We start from the raw sequence: 20,425 nt of genomic DNA, 5'->3' as shown, positions 1-20,425 counted from the left end.
GGGCCATTGCCCGGTTTTTTATTGCCCGCGGGTCAGCCGCAGGCCTGGTGCTCGCGGCAGATCAGCTCGGCATCGACAGCGCTCAACGGCTCCCCGGTTAGACCGCAGAAGGGCGAACCCGCACGCCGTTGATGGAACCGGCAGGACCGACAAAGGCCGAAACCAGGCACATCCTCCTGACGCTGGATGACGACCAGAAGATCACGCAACAAGCCTTGCAAGTGTTCGCCCTTCTCGCCCAGTGCCGTGACGGCCTGCTCGAGGAACTGCGGCGGAATCACCGCCTCGATCAGCGCGCGCCCCGCATCGGTCAGCCGCAGATGAACGCTGCGCCGATCCCGCGCATCCGGCAGCTTGCTGATCAGCCCCCGCCCTTCCAGCACCTTGAGCGATTGCGACACTGTGCCCTTGGTCAAGCCGAGGTATTCGGTCACGCCCAGCGGAGTATCCGAATAGCGATTACAACGCGCCAGGTAATGCAAGGCGCTCAACTGCACCGGCTGCAGCTCAGCCACCAGCGGCTGCTCGCGGGACCAGGCACGCATCAGGCTGGTCAGCCTTTCCAGGTAATCGTAAAGGGCGATGGCGGACATGGGATACCTCCTTGCCAATATAGTATCGACTAAAAACATGTTTGACAAAGAGGTCACCTCTTGTTTAGGCTGAAAAAGTATCGTATCGATACTAAATTCCTACAGGAGAATCAGCATGACCAAAGCCATCTACTACCACGCCGGCTGCGCAATCTGTGTCGAAGCCGAACGTTCCTTGCTGCCATTGCTCGATCGCAAGCAGGTGGACATCGAAGTGGTCCATCTCGCCGAACAATCGGCACGCATCGCCGAGGCGGAAAAGGCCGGGGTCAAGTCGGTTCCTGCCCTGGTTGTCGATGGACAGGTACTGCACCTTAACTTCGGTGCGGCGCTCAGCGATCTGAAATAAGGAGAACGGCCATGGAGGTGAAGATCTTCGACACCCATGTGCGAACCCGCGACGGCCGCTACCTGCACTTCGATGTCCTGGTCACGGAGGAGCTGGGGGCTCGCGCCGGCGAGTTCGCTCGACGCTGGCTCGCCGGAAGAGGCATAGACGAGGCCGATATCAGCCAGGGGCATTGCAGCTACTGCCATAGCGAGATTGCGACAGCAGAGGTTGCCGAAGCCATTCGGCTCCATGGCCATTACATCCTTCCCCTGGAAGGCTGTTGAGGCCAATGGACAGCTACCACCCGATCGCCTGCGATCTCCATGACTACCTGGAGATCGCCTGCCTCTACCGCTACCGGTTGCTCCTCGAACTCGAGGATGGTGTTCGCTTCGAAGCCGAGGCGCGCACGACGCATACCCGGGCCGTTCGGCCAGGCGGCGGCAAGGAGGAATACCTTGAGGTGGCCGTCGAAGGAGCGACTCTGCTGCTGCGCCTGGATCGCCTGTTGGCGATTACCGCCCTCACGGAAGCGGCCTTGTTCGGCCGCATACGCCTGAGGGAAGAGGCCTGTTCCAGAGCATCCGGCATGCCACCTTCACACCTTGGAAACTGAAAAGGTTTTTCTCAATTCCAGGACTATTTGATTAGCCTGCTATTGAAATAGGCTGGATTTGCCTTGATGCAGATCAACCCTGGAGCAGAAAAGATGAGTGTGACAGTGACCGAGCGTGACGATGACCACAAATCCCGCGAGCTGCGTGCGCTTGGCCGCCGCTGCTGGGACGTGCATCAGCAGGGACTGCTGGTTGGCGTCTTCCATAACGAGGATGACGCCCACGCCTATCGGATCAAACTGGAGAAAGAAGAAGAACTGCGGCAGATAGGTAAATCGGCCTGAACCATGCGCCCCCGCGTACTTCGGGGGCGCACCTTTGGTCTCAGGTCCCGGAAAGGCTCCGGTCGAGGCTGACGACTCCCGGCGGCAGGCTATCTTCCTGTACCCGTTGCCGAGGGGCACGCAACATTGCCCGAACCAGAGCCACCAGCACGCCGAGCGCCAGCCCACCCAGGAGGCCCAAGGCCACCACCAGGGCCTTGCGTGGCTTGATCGGCCTCAGAGGCGTTGCAGCTTTCTGGTCGACCCGTACCAGTTCGATCTTAAGGTCACTTGCCCTCAAGGTCTGTAGACGCGCCTGCTCTCCACGCAGCTTGTCGATGTTTTCGAAGAAACGCTCCTCGCCCTTTCGAGCCTGCAGGTATTGCACTTCACGGTTGTTCTCCAGCTGCTTCAGCTCCTGCTGGATCTTCGCCACGCGGGGCTCGGTGAAGTCATCGCCCTTGCGTTTGAGCAAGGTATCGCGCTCGGCGGTCAAGGCATCGACACCCATGAAATACAGGGGAATCTGCTGGTTATTCACCTCGGTGCGGAAAACGCTGCGCGAGCCATCCTGCCCAACCTCTCCCAGTGCGCCCGGGGTCGTCGGCTTGACGATCCCCAGCCGCGTGGCGATCTGGATAGCCTCGTTGAGCTGCTGGATACGCGAGTCGCGCACCATCTTCAGCCGCCCGCGCAACGCCCTGAGCTCATCCTCCAAGCCAGCCCGCCGGATGCTGTCCGCTTCCAGCAACCGGGCGATCTTGCCTTCCTTGCTAGCCTGGTAACTGGCACGCTTGCCTTCGATATCCTGCTCGAGGAATTGCAGGCGACCGTCGATACGTGCCTGGAGGTCGTCCAGGATTCGCTGGCGCTCGTTCTCGATGGTCGACGCGAGCATGCCGTTGAGAATGGCGGCACCATCCATGCCCTGGGGATACTGCATGGACAAGCGGAAGAAAGGCGCCGCCTGGGGGTCCTTCTTCAAGTCCGTCTGCTGCATGCTGAAGGCATCCTGGTTGAACTTCCAGAAAGCCTGCTCGGGGGACAGGCCCTCGGCGTTCAATTGCTGGAATAGCTCTGGATGGGCTTCGAAATACTCCAGCCTGCCGGAGTAGGCTGCCAGCTCGTTGCCGACGCGATCCAGCGCTTCCCGCGGAGTCAGGGCATACAGCCCCTTGACATTGACAGCCTCCAGGGCCTTGGTCTGGATCGGCCGCAACAGGACATCCACCTGGTAGGTCGGAACGGCCAACAGCGCATAGGCGAGCGCAGCGGCGGTCGCCAAGGCCGCGATCAGCGCTATCAGCCACTTCGACGCCCACAATTGCTGGAACAGCTGAACGATATCGATCTCCGAGGGCGAAGCCCCCGGAAGCTGTGAGGAAGGCATACCAACGTCCTTTTCGATAGGCGGCTAGCCCACAGATGCACGCAAAGGCAGCCGTAGGAGATTTCTGAGGAAAAGCATTATGCTATCGAAACGAAATCATCGGTAGTTATTTTAGAACTGCTTCGCATTCCAGAATTGGTAGTTGACCGGCATCCGTACCGGTCAAGCGACACTCCGGATGCGGACCTCACCACATGAGATCGTCGGGCACCACATAGTCCTTGTAGGGATCGTCTTCGTCCGGCTCCTGGCTCTGTATGTTGAGCAGCACCACCCGCCGCGGATCGCGCTCCTGGATCTTCACCGCCGCATCCCGGGGCACGATCTCGTAGCGTCCGTCATAGCTGACGATAGCCAGGCTGCCTCGGCTCAGCTTGTCGCGGATCAGGTCGTTGACCGCGATCCGCTTGACCTTCTTGGCGTCGACGAAATTGTAGTAGTCGTCGCTTTCCAGCTTGGGCAGGCGCGTCCCTTCGATAAGTTGCTTGATCTGCGCGGCCTTGGCCTTCTTCTCGGCTTTTTCCTGCTGCTGGCGGTTCAATTCCTGGTCGCGCGCCAGCTTTTCCGCCTTGGCCTGCTCCGCCGCCTGGCGCTGGGAGTCGTCCTTGTCGACCTGGTTCTTGTGCTCCAGGCGCTGCTGTTTCTGTTTCTGCTTGGTGGCCTGCTTGGCCTGTTTCTCATTGACCAGCCCGGCTTTCAGCAACTGGTCACGCAATGACATGCTCATTCGTCAACGACTCGCTCGCGTGGCACGCCCGGTGGGGTGCGGCATAATCTTCCAGCCGACTGGGGTTCAGCCGGCCCTCGCAGGGGGTATAATCCTCCAGCCTCAGCCGCCTCAACGCAAGTCTCGGCGGCTCGCAAACTGCCACGCATGCCCTGGAGACCCCTCCCTACCGTCCCGAGCACCCGCAGGCACTCCTCCCGGCCCCTGATATCGAAGGCATGGAAAGCAAGGCATGAGCGTTTCTCTCCTGGTAAAAGTCACTCTGGTGGGCCTGTTCGTCGCCAGCGTCCTGTTCGTCCATTTCCGTGGGCGCGCGCGCTTGCCCTTCCTGCGTCAACTGGTCAACCACTCCGCCTGGTTCGCCCCCTACAACTCGCTGATGTACCTGTTCTCCAGCGTCCCCTCGAAGCCCTATCTGGATCGCAGCCGTTTTCCGGAGCTGGACGAACTGAAGAACAATTGGCAAACCATCCGCGAAGAAGCCCTCAACCTGTTCGACGAGGGTTATATCCGGGCTGCCCTGAACAACAACGAAGCCGGCTTCGGCTCGTTCTTCAAGAAAGGCTGGAAGCGCTTCTACCTGACCTGGTACGACGGCCCGCTGCCCTCCGCCCAGCAGCTCTGCCCGAAGACCGTAGAGCTGGTGAGCCGCATCCCCAACGTCAAGGGCGCGATGTTCACCCTGCTTCCCGGCGGCAGCCACCTGAATCCGCACCGCGACCCCTTCGGCGGCTCGCTGCGCTATCACCTCGGCCTGTCCACGCCGAATTCGGACAACTGCCGCATCTACGTCGACGGCCAGCCCTACGCGTGGCGTGATGGCGAAGACGTGATGTTCGACGAAACCTTCGTCCACTGGGTGAAGAACGAGACCGAGCAGACCCGGGTGATTCTCTTCTGCGATATCGAGCGGCCGCTCCGTTCCCGCCTGCTGACCCGGCTCAATCGCTGGATCAGCGGCATTCTCGGGCGTGCGACCGCACCGCAGAACGTCGAAGGCGAACGCGTCGGCAGCATCAACCAGGCCTACTCGGTCGCCATTCGCGGCGGCAATGCCATCGGCGCCCAGGTGAAGCGCTTCAAACGCGCCTACCCGAAGGCCTACCGAATCCTCCGCCCGGTGCTGGCGGTGATCCTGCTGGTCATCCTCTATCGTTGGATCTTCGGCTGATTCAGATGCCGTGGCAGCCCGGCTGCCACGGTAATTTTCCCCATCAACAGCCAGGCGCGCTCCTCTCCGCTTTCTTGGCCTCGCCCCAGAGGCTGTCCAGTTCCTCCAGCGAACATTCTTCGGCTTTCCGGCCGGCTTCGCGCAGGTTCCGCTCGATGAATCGGAAGCGCCGCTCGAACTTGCCGTTGGCCTGGCGCAGAGCAGCCTCCGGATCGACCTTGAGATGCCGGGCCAGGTTGACCACGACGAACAGCAGGTCGCCAACCTCCTCGCCCACGGCACCCTCGTCACCCTCTGCCATCGCCTCGAGGACTTCGTCCAGCTCCTCGCGAACCTTGTCCACCACAGGCAGCGCTTCCGGCCAGTCGAAACCGACCTGCGCCGCGCGCTTCTGCAGCTTCGCCGCCCGTGACAACGCCGGCAGGGCGACAGGAACGTCATCCAGCAGCGACAACTGCTGCGGCTCCTTGGCCTTGGCGGCACGCTCCTCGGCCTTCAGTTCTTCCCAGCGCTGCTTGACCGCCGCTTCGGCGAGCTTCGCCGCATCGGGCTTGCCATAGAGATCGCCATCGAGGAATACGTGGGGATGTCGACGGATCAGCTTGCGGGTGATGCCGTCCACCACCTCGTCGAAAGCGAAGCGATCCTCTTCGCGAGCCAACTGGCTGTAATAAACCACCTGGAACAGCAGGTCGCCCAGTTCCTCGCGCAATTGCGGGAAATCCCCCTGCTCTATGGCGTCCGCTACTTCGTAGGCTTCTTCCAGGGTGTGCGGGACGATGGTCGCGTAGCTCTGCTGGAGATCCCAGGGGCAGCCGAATTCGGGATCGCGCAGGCGCGCCATGAGGTGGAGCAGGTCGTCGAGTCGGTACATGGGTATCTCGGGTCTTCAGTGAACGGTCCGGGCATTCTGCCCTTTCCGGAAACGAAAAGGCCACGGGCAGCCTGCGAGCGCCCGTGGCCTGTTTCCGCCTCGCCTCAAGGCGTACGGTTGCGCCGCGCCTCGATGATGTTGGGCAGTTGCGAAACGCGCGCCAGCAGGCGTCCAAGAGCGTCCAGACCGGGAATCTCGATGGTCAGTTGCATGGTCGCGGTGTTGTCTTCCTTGTTCGAACGGGTATTCACCGCCAGAACGTTGATCCGCTCATTGAGCAGCACCTGGGACACGTCGCGCAACAGGCCGGAACGATCATAGGCACGGATCGCGATATCCACCGGATAGGTGCGAACCGGCTCCGGCCCCCAACTGACCTGGATCATCCGCTCCGGTTCGCGTCCCGCCAGTTGCAGCGCGGTGGCGCAATCCTGGCGGTGGATGGTGACCCCACGGCCCAGCGTGATGTAGCCGACGATGGGATCTCCCGGCAGCGGCTGGCAGCAGCCGGCCATCTGCGTCAGGAGGTTGCCGACGCCCTGGATCTGCACGTCGCCGCGCTTGCCGTGGCCGATCTTGCTCGGCTTGCGCGGGATCAGTTCGAGTTGCTCGCTGTCGCGGTCCGGCTCGACCAGTTGCTGGGCATAGTTGACCAGGTGCGCCAAGCGCAGGTCGCCGGCGCCGAGAGCGGCGAACATATCCTCGGCGGTACGCACGTTGGCCTTCTCCGCCAGCCGGTCGAAATCCACCGGCGGCAGCGCCAGGCGCGACAGCTCGCGTTCGATCAGGGCCTTGCCGGCAGCGACGTTCTGGTCCCGCGCCTGCAGCTTGAACCAGTGGACGATCTTCGCCCGCGCCCGGGAGGTGGTGACATAGCCCAGGTTGCTGTTCAGCCAGTCACGGCTCGGACCGCTGTGCTTGCCGGTGATGATCTCGACCTGCTCGCCGGTCTGCAGGCTGTAGTTCAGCGGCACGATGCGTCCGTTGATCTTCGCCCCGCGGCAGTTGTGCCCGACTTCAGTGTGGACCCGATAGGCGAAATCCAGCGGGGTCGCGCCCTTGGGCAGGTCGATGGCGTGGCCGTCGGGAGTGAAGACGTAGACCCTGTCCGGCTCGATATCGACCCGCAGTTGCTCCGCCAGGCCACCGATGTCGCCCAGTTCCTCGTGCCATTCGAGCACCTGGCGCAGCCAGGAGATCTTTTCCTCGTAATGGTTGGAGCTGGCCTTGACGTCGGTCCCCTTGTAGCGCCAGTGCGCGCAGACCCCGAGCTCCGCCTCTTCGTGCATGGAGTGGGTACGGATCTGTACTTCCAGCACCTTCCCCTCGGGGCCGATCACTGCGGTATGCAGCGAGCGATAGCCGTTTTCCTTGGGGTTGGCGATGTAGTCGTCGAACTCCTTGGGAATGTGCCGCCAGAGGGTATGCACGATGCCCAGCGCGGTGTAGCAGTCGCGCATCTCCGGAACGAGCACGCGCACGGCGCGAACGTCGTAGATCTGGCTGAAGTCCAGGCCCTTGCGCTGCATCTTGCGCCAGATCGAATAGATGTGTTTCGCCCGCCCGCTGAGATCGGCCTGTACGCCGGTGGCCGCGAGAGCTTCCTTCAACTGGCTCATCACGTTGGCGATGTACTGCTCGCGATCCAGCCGGCGCTCGTGCAGCAGCTTGGCGATCTGCTTGTACTGGTCGGGCTCGAGGTAACGGAAGGACAGGTCCTCCAGCTCCCACTTGATATGCCCGATGCCCAGGCGGTGGGCCAGCGGCGCGTAGATATCGAAGACTTCCCGGGCGACGCGGTGGCGCTTTTCCTCGTCGGCATTCTTCACCGCGCGAATGGCGCAGGTGCGCTCGGCCAGCTTGATCAGAGCGACGCGAACGTCGTCGACCATCGCCACCAGCATCTTGCGCAGGTTCTCCACCTGCGCCTGGGTACCCAGCACCATGGAATGGCGCGGATTGAGGCTGGCGCTGATTGCGGCCATGCGCAGCACGCCCTCGATCAGCTTGGCCACCACCGGCCCGAAATGCTTGTTGACCGCTTCCAGGGTGATCTTGCCTTCCCGCACGCCTCGATAGATGACCGCGGCGACCAGGGACTCCTGATCCAGCTTGAGGTCCGCGAGGATCTCGGCGATTTCCAGTCCGGTCTGGAAGCTGGACGTGCCTTCTGCCCAGGAGTTCTGTGCGGCGATCGCTCGCTGCTCGGATTCGCGAGCGAACTCGCAAGCCTCCAGCAAGCCCTGACGATCGAGCCCGGGGACGAGGTTCTGGACGTGGTCCAGCCAGGCCTCGAGGTTGATACTGCCGTCGGTGTTGACCGGCTGGTGCGCTCTCACCTGTACCATCTTGCCTACCCTTTACCACGGTGCGCGTAGCCCACCGATGACTGCGCCAGCCTTCGAACGGGCTGGTCGGATTACGCAGGCATCCTAGCCTGCCTCGAACAAAGCCATGGCCTCGACATGTGCGGTCTGCGGAAACATATCGAGGATTCCGGCGCGCTTCAGACGATAGCCCTGCCTGGCCATTTCGCCAGCATCGCGCGCCAGGGTCGCCGGATTGCAGGATACATAGACTACCCTCCGGGCACCCAGAGAACTCATTTCGCGTACCGCCTCGAACGCGCCGTCGCGCGGCGGATCGAGCAGCACAGCGGTAAAACCTTGCTCCGCCCAGGGCGCTTCGGCAAGCGCTTTGGACAGGTCGGCCTGGAAAAAGTGCGCGTTGCCAAGGCCATTGGCCAGCGCGTTGGCGCCTGCCCGCTCGACCATCGCCGCCACGCCCTCCACCCCGACTACCCGCGCCACCCGGCGCGCCAGCGGCAGGGAGAAATTGCCCAGCCCGCAGAACAGGTCGAGGACCCGCTCGTCGGCGGTCGGCGCCAGCCAGTCAAGGGCCTGGCGGATCATCGACTCGTTCACCGGCGCATTGACCTGGACGAAGTCTCCGGGTCGGTACGCCAGAGTCAGTTGCCAGTCACCCAAGGAGTAGCCCAGTTCGGCGGCCGGCTCCACCGGCAAGGGCTGTTCCGCACCTTGCAGCCAGAGCTGGGCCTGGTGTGCGGAACAGAAAGCGGCCAGGCGCTGGCGATCCTCGTCGACCAGGGCAGTCGTATGCCGCAACAGCAATGCACTGGCCGTGCCATGGAAGAGTTCCACGTGGCCGATGCTTTCCGGCTTGCGGAAGTCCTGCAGAAGAGCAGGCAGGGCACGGGCAATCGTTTGCAAAGGCGGCACCAGGACCAGGCACTCATCGAAGGCGACGATCTCCTGGCTGGCCGAGGCACGGAAGCCGACATCCAGACGCCGCGCCCTGGCATCCCAGCGCACGGCGATCCGAGCGCGGCGCCGATAGCCGAATTCGGGCCCGACCAGGGGGGCGGCCCATTCTTCCGGCTCGATCCCGGCGAAACGCTGCAACTGCTCCTGCAAGGTACGCTGCTTCAGGGCCAACTGCTCGCCGTGTTCCAGGTGCTGCAGGGTGCAGCCGCCGCAGCGACCCGCTACAGTGCAGGGCTCGCGGCGACGCAGGTCGCTACTGCTGAACAGGCGCTCGCTGCGCGCGTCGACCACCTTGCTTCGCGCGCCCAGCACCCGTGCCTCAAGTTCCTCCCCAGGCAGCCCGCCGCTGACGAACCAGGTCATCCCCGCCTCGTGGGCGATACCTCGGCCGTCATGGGCCAGGCGCTCGATGGTCAGGCGCTGCTTCTTGCCTACCGGTATCGCGGGACCGCGCGCACCACCGCTGGGCTGGAAGCGCAGCCCGCCCTTATTTCTGGCCATGGACATGCTCAGCGCGGGTCATAGACGCCGGAAGACAGGTAGCGGTCGCCGCGGTCGCAGATGATCGCCACCAGCACGGCATTCTCCAGTTCGCGGGACAGGCGCAGCATCGCCGCCACCGCCCCGCCGGAGGACACGCCGCAGAAGATGCCTTCCTCGCGGGCCAGCCGGCGCATGATGTCCTCGGCTTCGTCCTGGTGCATGTCGACGACCCGGTCGACGCGACTGGCGTCATAGATCTTCGGCAGGTATTCCTGCGGCCAGCGTCGGATTCCCGGGATGGCCGAGCCCTCCATGGGTTGCAGGCCGACGATCTGCACCGCCGGGTTCTGCTCCTTGAGGTAGCGCGATACGCCCATGATGGTCCCGGTGGTGCCCATGGAGCTGACGAAATGGGTGATGCTGCCGCCGGTCTGCTGCCAGATTTCCGGGCCGGTGCTGTGGTAATGGGCTTCCGGGTTGTCGCCATTGGCGAACTGGTCGAGGACCTTGCCGCGGCCTTCGCGCTGCAGCTTGTCGGCCAGATCGCGCGCGCCCTCCATGCCCTCTTCCTTGCTGACCAGAATAAGCTCGGCGCCATAGGCGGTCATCGCCGCCTTGCGTTCAGCCGTGGAGTTGTCCGGCATGATCAGGATCATCTTGTAACCCTTGATCGCCGCCGCCATGGCCAGGGCGATGCCGGTGTTGCCGGAAGTAGCCTCGATCAGCGTATCGCCGGGGCGGATGTCGCCGCGCAGTTCGGCACGGGTGATCATCGACAGGGCCGGGCGGTCCTTCACCGATCCCGCCGGGTTGTTGCCTTCGAGCTTCACCAGCAGGGTATTGGAGGTTTCCCCGGGAAGGCGCTGCAGACGCACCAGAGGGGTATTGCCAACGCAGTCGGCGATAGTCGGGTACTGCACGGTCATGGAGGCACTCGTTCGGCACTGACGGTAAAGGCTGAGCATGATACCGGGAAACTGGGGCCGGACCCTAGCACCGCAATATCCGGTCATGCATGCCGATTCAGCCGAAAGACCGCCCGAAACGGCATGCGATGCGATGACCAGAGGCGTCCGAAGAGAAAACCTGGCGTTGGACAGCCGATGCCTGACCAACGCCAAAGAAAGGTCCGACGGGCGTTGCGCCTGCCGGTGAAAGCGCGTTGGCCGCGGCGATCAGAACGAGGTGGTCATCGAAACATAGTAGGCGCGACCCGGCTCGTTGTAGGTTGCCGCGCCGGCGTCGAAGGAGTTGCCCTGGCGGTACAGGCGCTTGTCGAAGAGGTTGCTTACCCCGCCCCGTACGCTCAGGTTCTCGCTGAAGGTGTAGCCGGCGCTGACGCCCCAGATGCCATAGGTACCCACCTCTTTTCGCGAGACCACCGGCGTGTTGCGGCTGGTGCCATGCTTCGGCGGCTCCTGGCGGCCGTAGATGGTGCTGGTCAGTTGGGTGGAAAGACGCTCGCTGGCCTGCCAGTCCAGGGTCGAGTTCAGGGTGTACTCGGGGATCACCGAAAGCGGGTTGCCGGTGTCCTTGTCCTTGGATTGCAGCATATAGGTCAGGTTGGTGCTCCAGCTCAGGCCCTCGTGCAGGGGGACCAGCAGGTTGCCTTCCAGGCCTTCGACCACCGCCTTCGTCGCGTTGCTCCATTGCAGGATGTTGTTACCGGTCCCGGTCTGTCCCATGACATCCAGCGGCGCGACGATCTTGTTCTTGTAGTCGTTGCGGAAGTAGGTGAGCCCGGCGACCCAGCCATCGCGCCGGAACTCGATGCCCAGTTCCTTGTTGACGCTGGTCTCGGCGTCCAGGTTCTCGTTGCCGACCAGGTAGCAGCCGCCGCTGCTGGTCTGGATCGGGCAGCCGTTGCCACGGGTATAGAGCAGGTAGTTCGGGTTGCTCTGGTACAGGTTGGGCGCCTTGAAGGCCCGTGCGATACCGGCCTTGACCGTGAAGTATTCGCCGAGCGTCTGGGAAGCGTTCAGGCTCGGGCTCCAGTTCAGGCCGAAGTCGCTGTGATCGTCCAGGCGCAGCCCGGGAGTGAGCATGGTGCCGGGGCGCAGTTCGATATTGTCCTCCACGTACAGCGCCCGGATCTCCGCCTTGCTTTTCGGGCTTCGCGAGCCGGCCGCGGGGGTCCCCGGCAAGCTATCGCTTCCCACGAAGCCCTGCTTGAGCGAGGACGGGTCGTTGAGGGTTTCCTTGTTCCACTCCGCGCCCACCGTCAGCACCTGCTCGAACAACGCATGCAACGGAAGGTTGAGTTCGCCGCTGAGGCGATAGTTCTCCAGCTTGCTGGTGCTGAACGAACGGTCGGCGCCGATCTGCCCCTCGACGGAACCGGCCAGCCCCTCCTCCAGACGGTTGTTGCGGGTGGAGTCGTACTGGGCGACGAACCTGGAAGTACCGAACGACCAGGTCCCGTTGTGGGTGATGGCGTAGTTCTCGCGATACATGCGGTTGGTCTCCGCACCGTCGTCGGCGAGTCCCTGGGTATTGGCGGTGCCGTTGTTGTTCTGGGTATCGCCGGCATAGATGTTGCCCTGTCGGCTGAAGCCCGCTTCGAAATCGACGACCTGGTCGGGGGTCACCTGCCACGACAGCATCCCGCTGAGATCGCGATTGCGTACCCCTTCGCGTCCGGCCACGGTACGGCTCGGGTTGACGGTATGTCCGAGGTTGATGTCGGTATCGTCCGAATCGGTCTTGTTCGCGCTGCCGTACGCGCGGAAGCTCAAGGCTTCGGTCAGCGGCCCGCTGAGGCTGAAGTTGGCGCGGCGCGTGGCGCCATCCTTGGAGCTTTCCGGAATGTTGGTGAACACCGTCATGGAGCCACGCAAACGATCGGTCGGGCGCTTGGTGATGATGTTGACTACCCCGCCCGCCGCGCCGGAACCGTAGCGTGCCGCCGCGGGCCCACGGAGGACCTCGATGCGCTCGACCTCCTCCGGCGGCACCCAGTTGCTGTCGCCGCGGGTGTCGCGTTCGCCACGCCAGCCGTAGCGTACCGAGTTGCGCGAGCTGACCGGCTTGCCGTCGACCAGGATCAGGGTGTTCTCCGGCCCCATGCCGCGGATGTCGATCTGCCGGTTGTTGCCGCGCTGGCCGCTGGAACTGTTGCCGGTGAGGTTGACCCCGGGCATGGTGCGGATGATCTCGGAGAGATCGTTCACCGGCGGGCGCTTCCTGATGTCCTCGGCGGTGATGATGGATACCCCCGGTGCCTGCTTGAGCTCCTGTTCGGCGGTGCCCAGCACCACCTCGTCACCCAGCTGGACCACCGATTCGGCGCGTTCGTCCAGTTCTTCCAGGCGCTCGTCCTCGGCCAGGGCCTGCCCGCCCAGCAGGCTCGATGAAGCGAAAAGGACGGCAGCGGCGAGATGGCCGCGACGGAATTGGGGGTACATGCGTGACTACTCCTGTCGAGGGAAAACGGGTAGCAGGCGAGCCACGAGGGATACGTTGACGTTTTTTCTGAAGCCTGGGTCGCCGGCGTTGCGCGGGTGACGTCTCGGCACGGGTAGGACAGGGCGCAGACCCGGAACAAGGCCGGCCGAGGAGATCGGCACGGATGATAATCATTCACAAAGGAGAGTAAAGATCATTTACATCTAGGTAAAATGTAAAGGCACCTGCGCCTCGCTAGGCAGAAGGCAGCACCAGGCACAGGCGCAGCCCCGGATCGGCGGCTTCCGCCCATAGGCGGCCGCCCTGGAGCACCACGGCGCGACGGGCAATGCTCAGTCCCAGGCCGAAGCCCTTGCCGGTACGTGCCGAAGACAGTCGGGTGAACGGGCGGAAGATGGTCTCCAACTGGTGCTCGGCCACACCCTCGCCCTGGTCTTCCAGGCAAAGCCACCAGCAACTTCCTTCGCGCCGACCATGCAGGCGGATCACGCCGCCCTCCGGCGAATGCCGGATGGCGTTGCGCAGCAGGTTCTCCAGGGCCTGGGCAAGTGCATTGAGGTTGCCACGCACGACACAATCCTCGGGCAGATCGCTGCGGAACCGCTCGGCGGCCCAGCCGCTTTCGAAGCGTGCGTTCTCCACCAGCAGGTCCCATAACGCCGGGATGGAAATGTCCTCCAGCGCCAATACCGGGCGTTCGGTGTCCATCCAGGCCAGCTCCAGGGTGTTGTCCACCAGTTGCTGCATGCCCTGTACCTCCTGCTCCAGGCGCTCGCGCAGGAGCTGCGCGGGCAGCGTGCCCTCTGCCGCCACCTGCAGGCGCGCCAGCGGCGTGCGCAGCTCGTGGGAGAGATCGCGGAGCAGTTGGCGCTGCAACACCATGTGCTCGTCGAGTCGCTCGGCCATATGGTCGAACGCCCGCCCCAGATCGCCCAGCTCGTCGCTGCGCCGGCTGATCTCTGCCTGCGTACGCGCCGTCAGGTCGTTGCCGCGCAGGGCATTGGCCTGCGCTCGCAGGCGTCCCAGCGGCACTATCCAGCGCCGATACAGCAACACTCCCAGCAGCAGGGCCAGCCCGGCCGGCACCAGGCCATGGGTGACCAGGCGCTTGGCCGGCGACAAACCGGGAGGGACGAACTCGGCGGGAAGACGCAGGACCACCCGGCCTTGCTCCGGATGTTCGGGGAAGCGCAGGCTGATGAACGGCCGCGACAACGAACGGGAGCTCATCGGCCAGTCGACGCCCCGCAGGAAAGTCAGGCGTTCGGCTTCCTCCGTGGTGAGCGGACGACTGCCCAGCGATTGCAGCCGTCCGTCGAGCACGACCACCCAGTCCAGCGCCTGCTGGCGCGGCTCGGCCAGCCAACGGTCGATGCCCTCGCGGCCATCGTCGAGCCAGGCACGCTCGGCTCGCCGCGCATAATCCGCCAAGGCGGAGCGGGCTTCGGCGGACAGGTAGTAACCCTTCAGTTCGGCACTGCGTCCCCAGGTCCAGGACAGCCATACCGATAGCAGGAAGAACGCCACCAGCACCAGGGCCAGGCGCCAGAACAGCGAATGGCGGTTGGGCATCATGGCGCCGGTGTCAGGACGTAACCCTTGCCCCAGACGGTATGCAACTGGTGACCGGCGTAACCGAGGCGTTGCAGCTTGCGCCGCAGGTGACTGACGTGCATGTCCAGGCTGCGATCATGCTGGGTATGACCGCGGTGCAGGACATGCTGGTAAAGGAAGGCCTTGGTCAGGGTCTCTCCTTCCGCGGCGAGGAAGGTTTCCAGCAGGCGGTATTCGGTCGGCGTCAGGCCGGCGAACCGCTCGCCAAGGCTGACATCGCAGACATCGGCGGAGAACTGCAGCGAGGGCCGCGCCAGCGGTTCGGCGCAGCGGCCCGGCGCGCCCCCCCGCTCCAGGGCGATCCGACGCAGGATGGCATCGATGCGTACCCGCAGCTCGGCCAGGCTGAAAGGCTTCGGCAGATAATCGTCGGCGCCCTGGCTGAACCCGGCGATGCGGTCCTGCTCGGCGCCCAGGGCCGACATCAGGATCACCGGCAGCGCCTGCTCCTGGCGGAGTTGGCGAAGAATCTCGAGGCCATCGCGCCCCGGCAGCATGATGTCCATCAGGATCAGGTCATAGGCGCCGCTGCGCGCAGCCGCCAACCCCTCTTCCCCGTCTCGGCACCAGGTCACCTCGAAACCGCTGCCATTGAGGTGCTGGAACAGATGTGCGCCCAGTGTCGGATCGTCCTCGATGGCCAGCAGTCGGGGGTCGGGCGTCAGGGATGGGAGCATGGCAGCCAAATAAGATTGATTAGCAATCGTGCCAGTATTCACGATCTTTCCGCTTCGTCGCAAGCCGAATCCGCCGGGCTGCGCACATCGGTGCAGATTCCCCTTCCGCGACCCGCTAAACTGCGCGGGGTAAACGTATGGCCGGGGAGCGTCGGCCATCCCGATCTGGCTCGACGGAGAGACGTGTGTTCAAGGATCTCGGCATCAAGGGGCGCGTACTGCTGCTCACCCTGCTCCCCACCAGCCTGCTGGCGATGGTGCTTGGCGGTTACTTCACCTGGGTCCAGCTGTCCGACATGCGCGCCCAGTTGATCGAGCGCGGGCAACTGATCGCCGAACAACTGGCGCCGCTGGCCGCCACCGCGCTGGCGCGAAAGGATACCGCCGTGCTCAACCGCATCGCCAACGAGGCGCTGGACCAACCGGACGTGCGCGCGGTGACCTTCCTCGACGCCCGCCAGGAACGCCTCGCCCATGCCGGGCCAAGCATGCTCACCGTCGCCCCGGCCGGCGACGCCAGCCATCTGAGCATGTCCACCGAACTGGACACCACGCACTTCCTGCTACCGGTTCTTGGCCGCCACCACAGCCTGTCCGGCGCCACCGAGCCTGACGACGAGCGCGTACTCGGCTGGGTCGAACTGGAACTGTCGCACCATGGGACTCTGCTGCGCGGATATCGCAGCCTGTTCACCAGCCTCTTGCTGATCGCAGCCGGCCTCGGCGTCACCGCCCTCCTCGCCCTGCGCATGAGCCGCGCGATCAACGCGCCGCTGGAACTGATCAGCCAGGGCGTCGCCCAGCTCAAGGAAGGCCGCATGGAAACCCGCCTGCCACCGATGGGCAGCAACGAGCTGGACGAACTGGCCTCCGGCATCAACCGCATGGCGGAAACGCTGCAGAGCGCCCAGGAGGAAATGCAGCACAACATCGACCAGGCCACCGAGGACGTACGCCAGAACCTGGAAACCATCGAGATCCAGAACATCGAGCTGGACCTGGCGCGCAAGGAGGCCCTGGAGGCGAGCAGGATCAAGTCCGAGTTCCTCGCCAACATGAGCCACGAGATCCGCACCCCGCTCAACGGCATCCTCGGTTTCACCAACCTGCTGCAGAAGAGCGAGCTCAGCCCGCGCCAGCAGGACTACCTCACGACCATCCAGAAATCGGCGGAAAGCCTGCTGGGGATCATCAACGAGATCCTCGATTTCTCGAAGATCGAGGCCGGCAAGCTGGTTCTGGAAAACCTCCCTTTCAATCTCCGCGACCTGATCCAGGACGCCCTGACCATGCTGGCTCCGGCCGCCCACGAGAAGCAACTGGAACTGGTCAGCCTGGTCTACCGGGATACCCCGATCCAATTGCAGGGCGACCCGCAGCGGCTGAAGCAGATCCTCACCAACCTGGTCGGCAACGCCATCAAGTTCACCCAGGGCGGCACCGTCGCCGTACGCGCCATGCTCGAGGACGAAAGCGACGACCGCGCGCAGTTGCGGATCAGCGTCCAGGACACCGGTATCGGCCTCTCCGAGGAGGACCAGCAAGCCTTGTTCAAGGCCTTCAGCCAGGCCGACAACTCACTGTCGCGGCAAGCCGGTGGCACCGGCCTAGGCCTGGTGATCTCCAAGCGCCTGATCGAGCAGATGGGCGGCGAGATCGGCGTCGACAGTACGCCTGGGGAAGGTGCCGAATTCTGGATCAGCCTGAGTCTGCCGAAAAGTCGCGACGACAACGAGGAGCCAGGCGCCTCCTGGGCCGCGGGCCAGCGCGTGGCGCTGCTCGAACCGCAGGAGCTGACGCGCCGCTCGCTGCACCACCAGCTCACCGACTTCGGCCTGGAAGTGAGCGAATTCGCCGACCTCGACAGCCTCCAGGAAAGCCTGCGCAACCCGCCGCCCGACCAGTTGCCGATCAGCCTGGCGGTGCTCGGCGTCTCGGCCGCGATCCATCCGCCGGAAGAGCTGAGCCAGTCGTTCTGGGAATTCGAACGGCTCGGCTGCAAGACCCTGGTGCTCTGCCCGACCACCGAGCAGGCGCAATACCACGCGACCCTGCCCGACGAACAGGTCGAGGCCAAGCCCGCCTGCACCCGCAAGCTGCAACGCAAGCTGCAGGAGTTGCTGCAGGTCCGCCCGACGCGCAGCGACAAGCCCCACGCCATGGTTTCCGGACGGCCGCCACGGCTGCTCTGCGTCGACGACAACCCGGCCAACCTGCTGCTGGTGCAGACCCTGCTCAGCGACCTCGGCGCCCAGGTCACCGCGGTGGACAGCGGCTACGCGGCCCTCGAGGTGGTGCAGCGCGAGCGCTTCGACCTGGTCTTCATGGACGTGCAGATGCCCGGCATGGACGGCCGCCAGGCCACCGAGGCGATCCGCCGCTGGGAGGCCGAGCGGGAAGTCAGCCCGGTGCCGGTGATCGCGCTCACCGCACATGCGCTTTCCAACGAGAAGCGCGCATTGCTGCAGGCCGGCATGGACGACTACCTGACCAAGCCGATCGACGAACAGCAATTGGCCCAGGTAGTGCTGAAGTGGACGGGACTGAGCCTGGGCCAGTCGCTGGCCAGCATGAGCCGTGCGCCGCAGCTCGGCCAGTTGAGCGTGCTCGACCCCGAGGAAGGGCTGCGCCTGGCCGCCGGCAAGGCCGACCTCGCCGCCGACATGCTGGCGATGCTGCTGGCCTCGCTGGCGGCGGACCGCCAGGCGATTCGCCAGGCCCGCGACAACGACGACCGCACCGCTTTGCTCGAGAGGGTCCACCGGCTGCATGGCGCCACCCGCTACTGTGGCGTGCCGCAGTTGCGCGCGGCCTGCCAGACCAGCGAAACCCTGCTCAAGCAGAACGATCCGGCGGCGGCCGCGGCCCTGGACGAGCTGGACAAGGCCATCGAGGCCCTGGCCGACACTGCCTCGGCCACCACCCACCTGTCTTCCACCAGCCTCGACTCCAGCGAACTCTGACCATGCGCATCCTGTTCTTCAGCAGCCAGGCCTACGACAGCGAGAGCTTCCAGGCCAGCAACCACCGGCACGGCTTCGAACTGCACTTCCAGCAGGCCCACCTGCAGGCGGACACGGCGGTCCTCGCCCAGGGCTTCGAAGTAGTCTGCGCCTTCGTCAACGACGACCTCTCGCGGCCGGTGCTGGAACGCCTGGCCGCCGGCGGCACGCGCCTGGTCGCCCTGCGCTCGGCCGGCTACAACCACGTCGACCTGGCCGCCGCCGAAGCGCTCGGCCTGCCGGTGGTGCACGTCCCGGCCTATTCGCCGCACGCTGTCGCCGAGCACGCGGTCGGCCTGATCCTGACGCTCAACCGGCGCCTGCACCGCGCCTACAACCGGACCCGCGAGGGCGATTTCTCGCTGCATGGGCTGACCGGCTTCGACCTCCACGGCAAACGCGTCGGAGTGATCGGCACCGGACAGATCGGCGAGACCTTCGCCCGCATCATGGCCGGCTTCGGCTGCGAGCTGCTGGCCTACGATCCCTATCCCAATCCGCGCATCCAAGCGCTCGGCGGCCGCTACCTGGCGCTCGACGCCCTGCTCGCCGAGTCCGACATCGTCAGCCTGCATTGCCCGCTGACCGCCGACACCCGCCACCTCATCGACGCGCAGCGCCTGGCGACGATGAAACCCGGCGCGATGCTGATCAATACCGGCCGTGGCGCCCTGGTGAACGCCGCGGCGCTGATCGAGGCGCTGAAGAGCGGACAACTGGGCTACCTCGGCCTGGACGTCTATGAAGAGGAAGCGGATATCTTCTTCGAGGATCGCTCCGACCAGCCCCTGCAGGATGACGTGCTGGCACGCCTGCTGAGCTTCCCCAACGTGGTGGTGACCGCCCACCAGGCCTTCCTTACCCGCGAGGCGCTGGCGGCGATCGCCGACACCACCCTGGACAACATCGCCGCCTGGCAGGACGGGACGCCGCGCAATCGGGTCCGGGCCTGATGGCGTGGTAGCATGCGCGGCTGATTGGAGGCTCCATGGCTGAACACGATTTCCGTTACACCCTGCTCAACCCGCAATACACCCTCAACGAATGCCGCGCGCTCTCCCCGGGGCGCTACCAGGTCACCGGCACCGGCGGCTCGATCAAGGCCGACGACGCGCTGCTGGTCAGCCTCAAGGGCAGCAAGACCCTGAGCATGCGCCTGACCGTGGAAAAGGTTCGCCACCTGATCAACCCACCCGGCCAGTGGCTGGCGGTCGCCCGCGGCCCGGCATTCCGCGAACTGGCGATCCATACCTGGCAGGTCGACTGCGACCAGTGCCAGGCTCGTCTCGACTTCGAGTTCGCCGTGGACGCCAGTCTCGGTCGCAAGGCCCTGGCGCCGGCCGCCGAAGAGCGCATTCACGAACTGGGCTGGAGCAGCCGCGAAGGCAAGCACCTGTGCCCGAAATGCCAGTAGGGCGAACGCTCCGTCCGACCGACGGTCTGTGAACTATCGCCCGTACGAAATGCGCAAAGGAAACGCCATGAAACCCTCTCTCGCCCTCTTCGCCTCCGCCGCCCTGGTCCTGGGCGGTTGCGCCAGCCAGGAGACCACCCTGGAAACCGAGCAGGCCTACCAGGTCGACTGGGTCGGCGCACAACCGACGATGGACTACAGCCACATCAGCCTGACCTTCGACGGCCAGGGCCGTGCCTTCGGCAACGGCGGCTGCAACCACTGGTTCGCCAGCTACACCTTGCAGGACGACCTCCTTCAGTTCGGCGCCATCGGCAGCACCCGCCGCCTGTGCGCGGCGGAGATCATGGAGCAGGAACGGCGCTTCCTGGCCCTGCTGCAGAGCGTCCAGCACTGGGACATTTCGCCGTCCGACGAGCTGCGCCTGTGGCCGGCCGAAGGCAAGCCGCTGCGCCTGGTCCCCGAGCACGACTGAAGCCTGAAGCGGCGCTACCCGGCGCCGCCCGTTTACATTTTTTTGACATCCATTTCATTCCCGCTTGACCACCACGTCCCTAGGCTTCCGCATCCTCGCCCGGAG

At 64.6% G+C, this 20,425-nt stretch carries 19 protein-coding genes; 9 read left to right on the top strand and 10 right to left on the bottom strand.

The annotated features are described in order from the left end of the window. Nucleotides 1-32: 32 nt before the first annotated feature. Complete coding sequence (locus tag LT948_RS01430; protein ID WP_003086060.1) at nucleotides 33-593, bottom strand: MarR family winged helix-turn-helix transcriptional regulator; 561 nt, start codon at nucleotides 591-593, stop codon at nucleotides 33-35. Nucleotides 594-708: 115 nt separating this feature from the next. On the opposite strand from LT948_RS01430, the gene LT948_RS01425 reads away from it, so the two are divergent. The 4 genes from LT948_RS01425 to LT948_RS01410 all read left to right on the top strand — a co-directional run bounded on the left by LT948_RS01425 (nucleotide 709) and on the right by LT948_RS01410 (nucleotide 1,825). After that, nucleotides 709-942 carry a glutaredoxin family protein gene (locus LT948_RS01425; RefSeq protein WP_003086058.1) on the top strand — a complete coding sequence of 78 codons (234 nt, stop codon included), beginning with the start codon at nucleotides 709-711 and terminating at the stop codon, nucleotides 940-942. 11 nt (nucleotides 943-953) lie between these two features. Further along, on the top strand, nucleotides 954-1,208 hold the full coding sequence (locus LT948_RS01420; RefSeq protein WP_003086057.1) for a DUF2024 family protein: 255 nt from the start codon (nucleotides 954-956) through the stop codon (nucleotides 1,206-1,208). A gap of 5 nt (nucleotides 1,209-1,213) precedes the next feature. Next, complete coding sequence (locus LT948_RS01415; protein WP_003086055.1) at nucleotides 1,214-1,540, top strand: Rho-binding antiterminator; 327 nt, start codon at nucleotides 1,214-1,216, stop codon at nucleotides 1,538-1,540. Between the two features lie 93 nt (nucleotides 1,541-1,633). Continuing rightward, nucleotides 1,634-1,825 carry a hypothetical protein gene (locus LT948_RS01410; protein ID WP_003454532.1) on the top strand — a complete coding sequence of 64 codons (192 nt, stop codon included), beginning with the start codon at nucleotides 1,634-1,636 and terminating at the stop codon, nucleotides 1,823-1,825. A 40-nt stretch (nucleotides 1,826-1,865) separates the two neighbouring features. Here the strand turns inward: LT948_RS01410 and LT948_RS01405 are convergent, their stop codons facing one another. Both LT948_RS01405 and LT948_RS01400 read right to left on the bottom strand, forming a co-directional pair. Then, entirely contained in the window at nucleotides 1,866-3,194 is a 1,329-nt protein-coding gene (locus LT948_RS01405; RefSeq protein ID WP_009315337.1) for a Wzz/FepE/Etk N-terminal domain-containing protein, read from the bottom strand. A 187-nt stretch (nucleotides 3,195-3,381) separates the two neighbouring features. Beyond that, nucleotides 3,382-3,921 carry a DUF2058 domain-containing protein gene (locus tag LT948_RS01400; RefSeq protein WP_004364066.1) on the bottom strand — a complete coding sequence of 180 codons (540 nt, stop codon included), beginning with the start codon at nucleotides 3,919-3,921 and terminating at the stop codon, nucleotides 3,382-3,384. Between the two features lie 232 nt (nucleotides 3,922-4,153). Here LT948_RS01400 and lpxO2 point away from each other — a divergent pair, with 232 nt between their 5' ends. Beyond that, a complete protein-coding gene (lpxO2, locus tag LT948_RS01395) occupies nucleotides 4,154-5,092 on the top strand; it encodes a lipid A hydroxylase LpxO2 (RefSeq protein ID WP_003086047.1) in 939 nt (312 codons plus the stop codon). A 43-nt stretch (nucleotides 5,093-5,135) separates the two neighbouring features. On the opposite strand, the gene mazG is transcribed toward lpxO2, so the two are convergent. From mazG to pirR, 7 genes are all read right to left on the bottom strand, one after another. Then, the gene (gene mazG, locus LT948_RS01390; protein WP_003086045.1) at nucleotides 5,136-5,966 is read right to left on the bottom strand and encodes a nucleoside triphosphate pyrophosphohydrolase; all 831 of its coding nucleotides are present in this window, start codon (nucleotides 5,964-5,966) and stop codon (nucleotides 5,136-5,138) included. A gap of 104 nt (nucleotides 5,967-6,070) precedes the next feature. Next, nucleotides 6,071-8,314 carry a GTP diphosphokinase gene (gene relA, locus LT948_RS01385; RefSeq protein WP_003086042.1) on the bottom strand — a complete coding sequence of 748 codons (2,244 nt, stop codon included), beginning with the start codon at nucleotides 8,312-8,314 and terminating at the stop codon, nucleotides 6,071-6,073. Nucleotides 8,315-8,398: 84 nt separating this feature from the next. Then, nucleotides 8,399-9,751: a 23S rRNA (uracil(1939)-C(5))-methyltransferase RlmD gene (rlmD, locus tag LT948_RS01380; protein ID WP_003102417.1), complete on the bottom strand. Its 1,353-nt coding sequence runs from the start codon at nucleotides 9,749-9,751 to the stop codon at nucleotides 8,399-8,401. An 8-nt stretch (nucleotides 9,752-9,759) separates the two neighbouring features. Then, a complete protein-coding gene (gene cysM, locus LT948_RS01375) occupies nucleotides 9,760-10,659 on the bottom strand; it encodes a cysteine synthase B (protein WP_003102419.1) in 900 nt (299 codons plus the stop codon). A gap of 249 nt (nucleotides 10,660-10,908) precedes the next feature. Continuing rightward, nucleotides 10,909-13,137: a TonB-dependent siderophore receptor PirA gene (gene pirA, locus LT948_RS01370; protein ID WP_019484432.1), complete on the bottom strand. Its 2,229-nt coding sequence runs from the start codon at nucleotides 13,135-13,137 to the stop codon at nucleotides 10,909-10,911. A gap of 235 nt (nucleotides 13,138-13,372) precedes the next feature. After that, entirely contained in the window at nucleotides 13,373-14,710 is a 1,338-nt protein-coding gene (pirS, locus tag LT948_RS01365) for a sensor histidine kinase PirS (RefSeq protein WP_023980578.1), read from the bottom strand. Further along, on the bottom strand, nucleotides 14,710-15,429 hold the full coding sequence (pirR, locus tag LT948_RS01360) for a response regulator transcription factor PirR (protein WP_009316375.1): 720 nt from the start codon (nucleotides 15,427-15,429) through the stop codon (nucleotides 14,710-14,712). Before pirR ends, pirS begins: the two co-directional genes overlap by 1 nt. A gap of 185 nt (nucleotides 15,430-15,614) precedes the next feature. Between pirR and gacS the strand changes: the two genes are divergently transcribed. The 4 genes from gacS to LT948_RS01340 all read left to right on the top strand — a co-directional run bounded on the left by gacS (nucleotide 15,615) and on the right by LT948_RS01340 (nucleotide 20,320). Then, nucleotides 15,615-18,392: a two-component system sensor histidine kinase GacS gene (gacS, locus tag LT948_RS01355; RefSeq protein ID WP_021264334.1), complete on the top strand. Its 2,778-nt coding sequence runs from the start codon at nucleotides 15,615-15,617 to the stop codon at nucleotides 18,390-18,392. 2 nt (nucleotides 18,393-18,394) lie between these two features. After that, nucleotides 18,395-19,384 carry a 2-hydroxyacid dehydrogenase gene (locus LT948_RS01350; protein ID WP_003112591.1) on the top strand — a complete coding sequence of 330 codons (990 nt, stop codon included), beginning with the start codon at nucleotides 18,395-18,397 and terminating at the stop codon, nucleotides 19,382-19,384. Between the two features lie 35 nt (nucleotides 19,385-19,419). Then, a complete protein-coding gene (locus LT948_RS01345; RefSeq protein ID WP_023092148.1) occupies nucleotides 19,420-19,845 on the top strand; it encodes a hypothetical protein in 426 nt (141 codons plus the stop codon). A gap of 67 nt (nucleotides 19,846-19,912) precedes the next feature. Beyond that, on the top strand, nucleotides 19,913-20,320 hold the full coding sequence (locus LT948_RS01340) for an META domain-containing protein (protein ID WP_003104742.1): 408 nt from the start codon (nucleotides 19,913-19,915) through the stop codon (nucleotides 20,318-20,320). The last annotated feature ends 105 nt before the right edge of the window (nucleotides 20,321-20,425 follow it).

Origin of the sequence: Pseudomonas sp. CP-1, from assembly GCF_021213715.1 — a bacterium.
Taxonomy (GTDB): Bacteria; Pseudomonadota; Gammaproteobacteria; order Pseudomonadales; family Pseudomonadaceae; genus Pseudomonas; species Pseudomonas aeruginosa.
Note: the sequence above shows the minus strand (reverse complement) of the source record. Positions and strands in the feature narration are given on the sequence as shown.

Bases quoted from the DNA above. Each gene is read 5' to 3' on its own strand.
- LT948_RS01350 (WP_003112591.1), top strand. From the start codon at position 18,395: ATGCGCATCCTGTTCTTCAGCAGCCAGGCCTACGACAGCGAGAGCTTC.
- LT948_RS01410 (WP_003454532.1), top strand. From the start codon at position 1,634: ATGAGTGTGACAGTGACCGAGCGTGACGATGACCACAAATCCCGCGAG.
- LT948_RS01430 (WP_003086060.1), bottom strand. From the start codon at position 593: ATGTCCGCCATCGCCCTTTACGATTACCTGGAAAGGCTGACCAGCCTG.
- cysM (WP_003102419.1), bottom strand. From the start codon at position 10,659: ATGACCGTGCAGTACCCGACTATCGCCGACTGCGTTGGCAATACCCCT.
- LT948_RS01405 (WP_009315337.1), bottom strand. From the start codon at position 3,194: ATGCCTTCCTCACAGCTTCCGGGGGCTTCGCCCTCGGAGATCGATATC.
- pirR (WP_009316375.1), bottom strand. From the start codon at position 15,429: ATGCTCCCATCCCTGACGCCCGACCCCCGACTGCTGGCCATCGAGGAC.
- LT948_RS01415 (WP_003086055.1), top strand. From the start codon at position 1,214: ATGGACAGCTACCACCCGATCGCCTGCGATCTCCATGACTACCTGGAG.
- LT948_RS01340 (WP_003104742.1), top strand. From the start codon at position 19,913: ATGAAACCCTCTCTCGCCCTCTTCGCCTCCGCCGCCCTGGTCCTGGGC.
- pirS (WP_023980578.1), bottom strand. From the start codon at position 14,710: ATGCCCAACCGCCATTCGCTGTTCTGGCGCCTGGCCCTGGTGCTGGTG.
- pirA (WP_019484432.1), bottom strand. From the start codon at position 13,137: ATGTACCCCCAATTCCGTCGCGGCCATCTCGCCGCTGCCGTCCTTTTC.
- lpxO2 (WP_003086047.1), top strand. From the start codon at position 4,154: ATGAGCGTTTCTCTCCTGGTAAAAGTCACTCTGGTGGGCCTGTTCGTC.
- rlmD (WP_003102417.1), bottom strand. From the start codon at position 9,751: ATGGCCAGAAATAAGGGCGGGCTGCGCTTCCAGCCCAGCGGTGGTGCG.
- LT948_RS01400 (WP_004364066.1), bottom strand. From the start codon at position 3,921: ATGAGCATGTCATTGCGTGACCAGTTGCTGAAAGCCGGGCTGGTCAAT.
- LT948_RS01425 (WP_003086058.1), top strand. From the start codon at position 709: ATGACCAAAGCCATCTACTACCACGCCGGCTGCGCAATCTGTGTCGAA.
- relA (WP_003086042.1), bottom strand. From the start codon at position 8,314: ATGGTACAGGTGAGAGCGCACCAGCCGGTCAACACCGACGGCAGTATC.
- mazG (WP_003086045.1), bottom strand. From the start codon at position 5,966: ATGTACCGACTCGACGACCTGCTCCACCTCATGGCGCGCCTGCGCGAT.
- LT948_RS01420 (WP_003086057.1), top strand. From the start codon at position 954: ATGGAGGTGAAGATCTTCGACACCCATGTGCGAACCCGCGACGGCCGC.
- LT948_RS01345 (WP_023092148.1), top strand. From the start codon at position 19,420: ATGGCTGAACACGATTTCCGTTACACCCTGCTCAACCCGCAATACACC.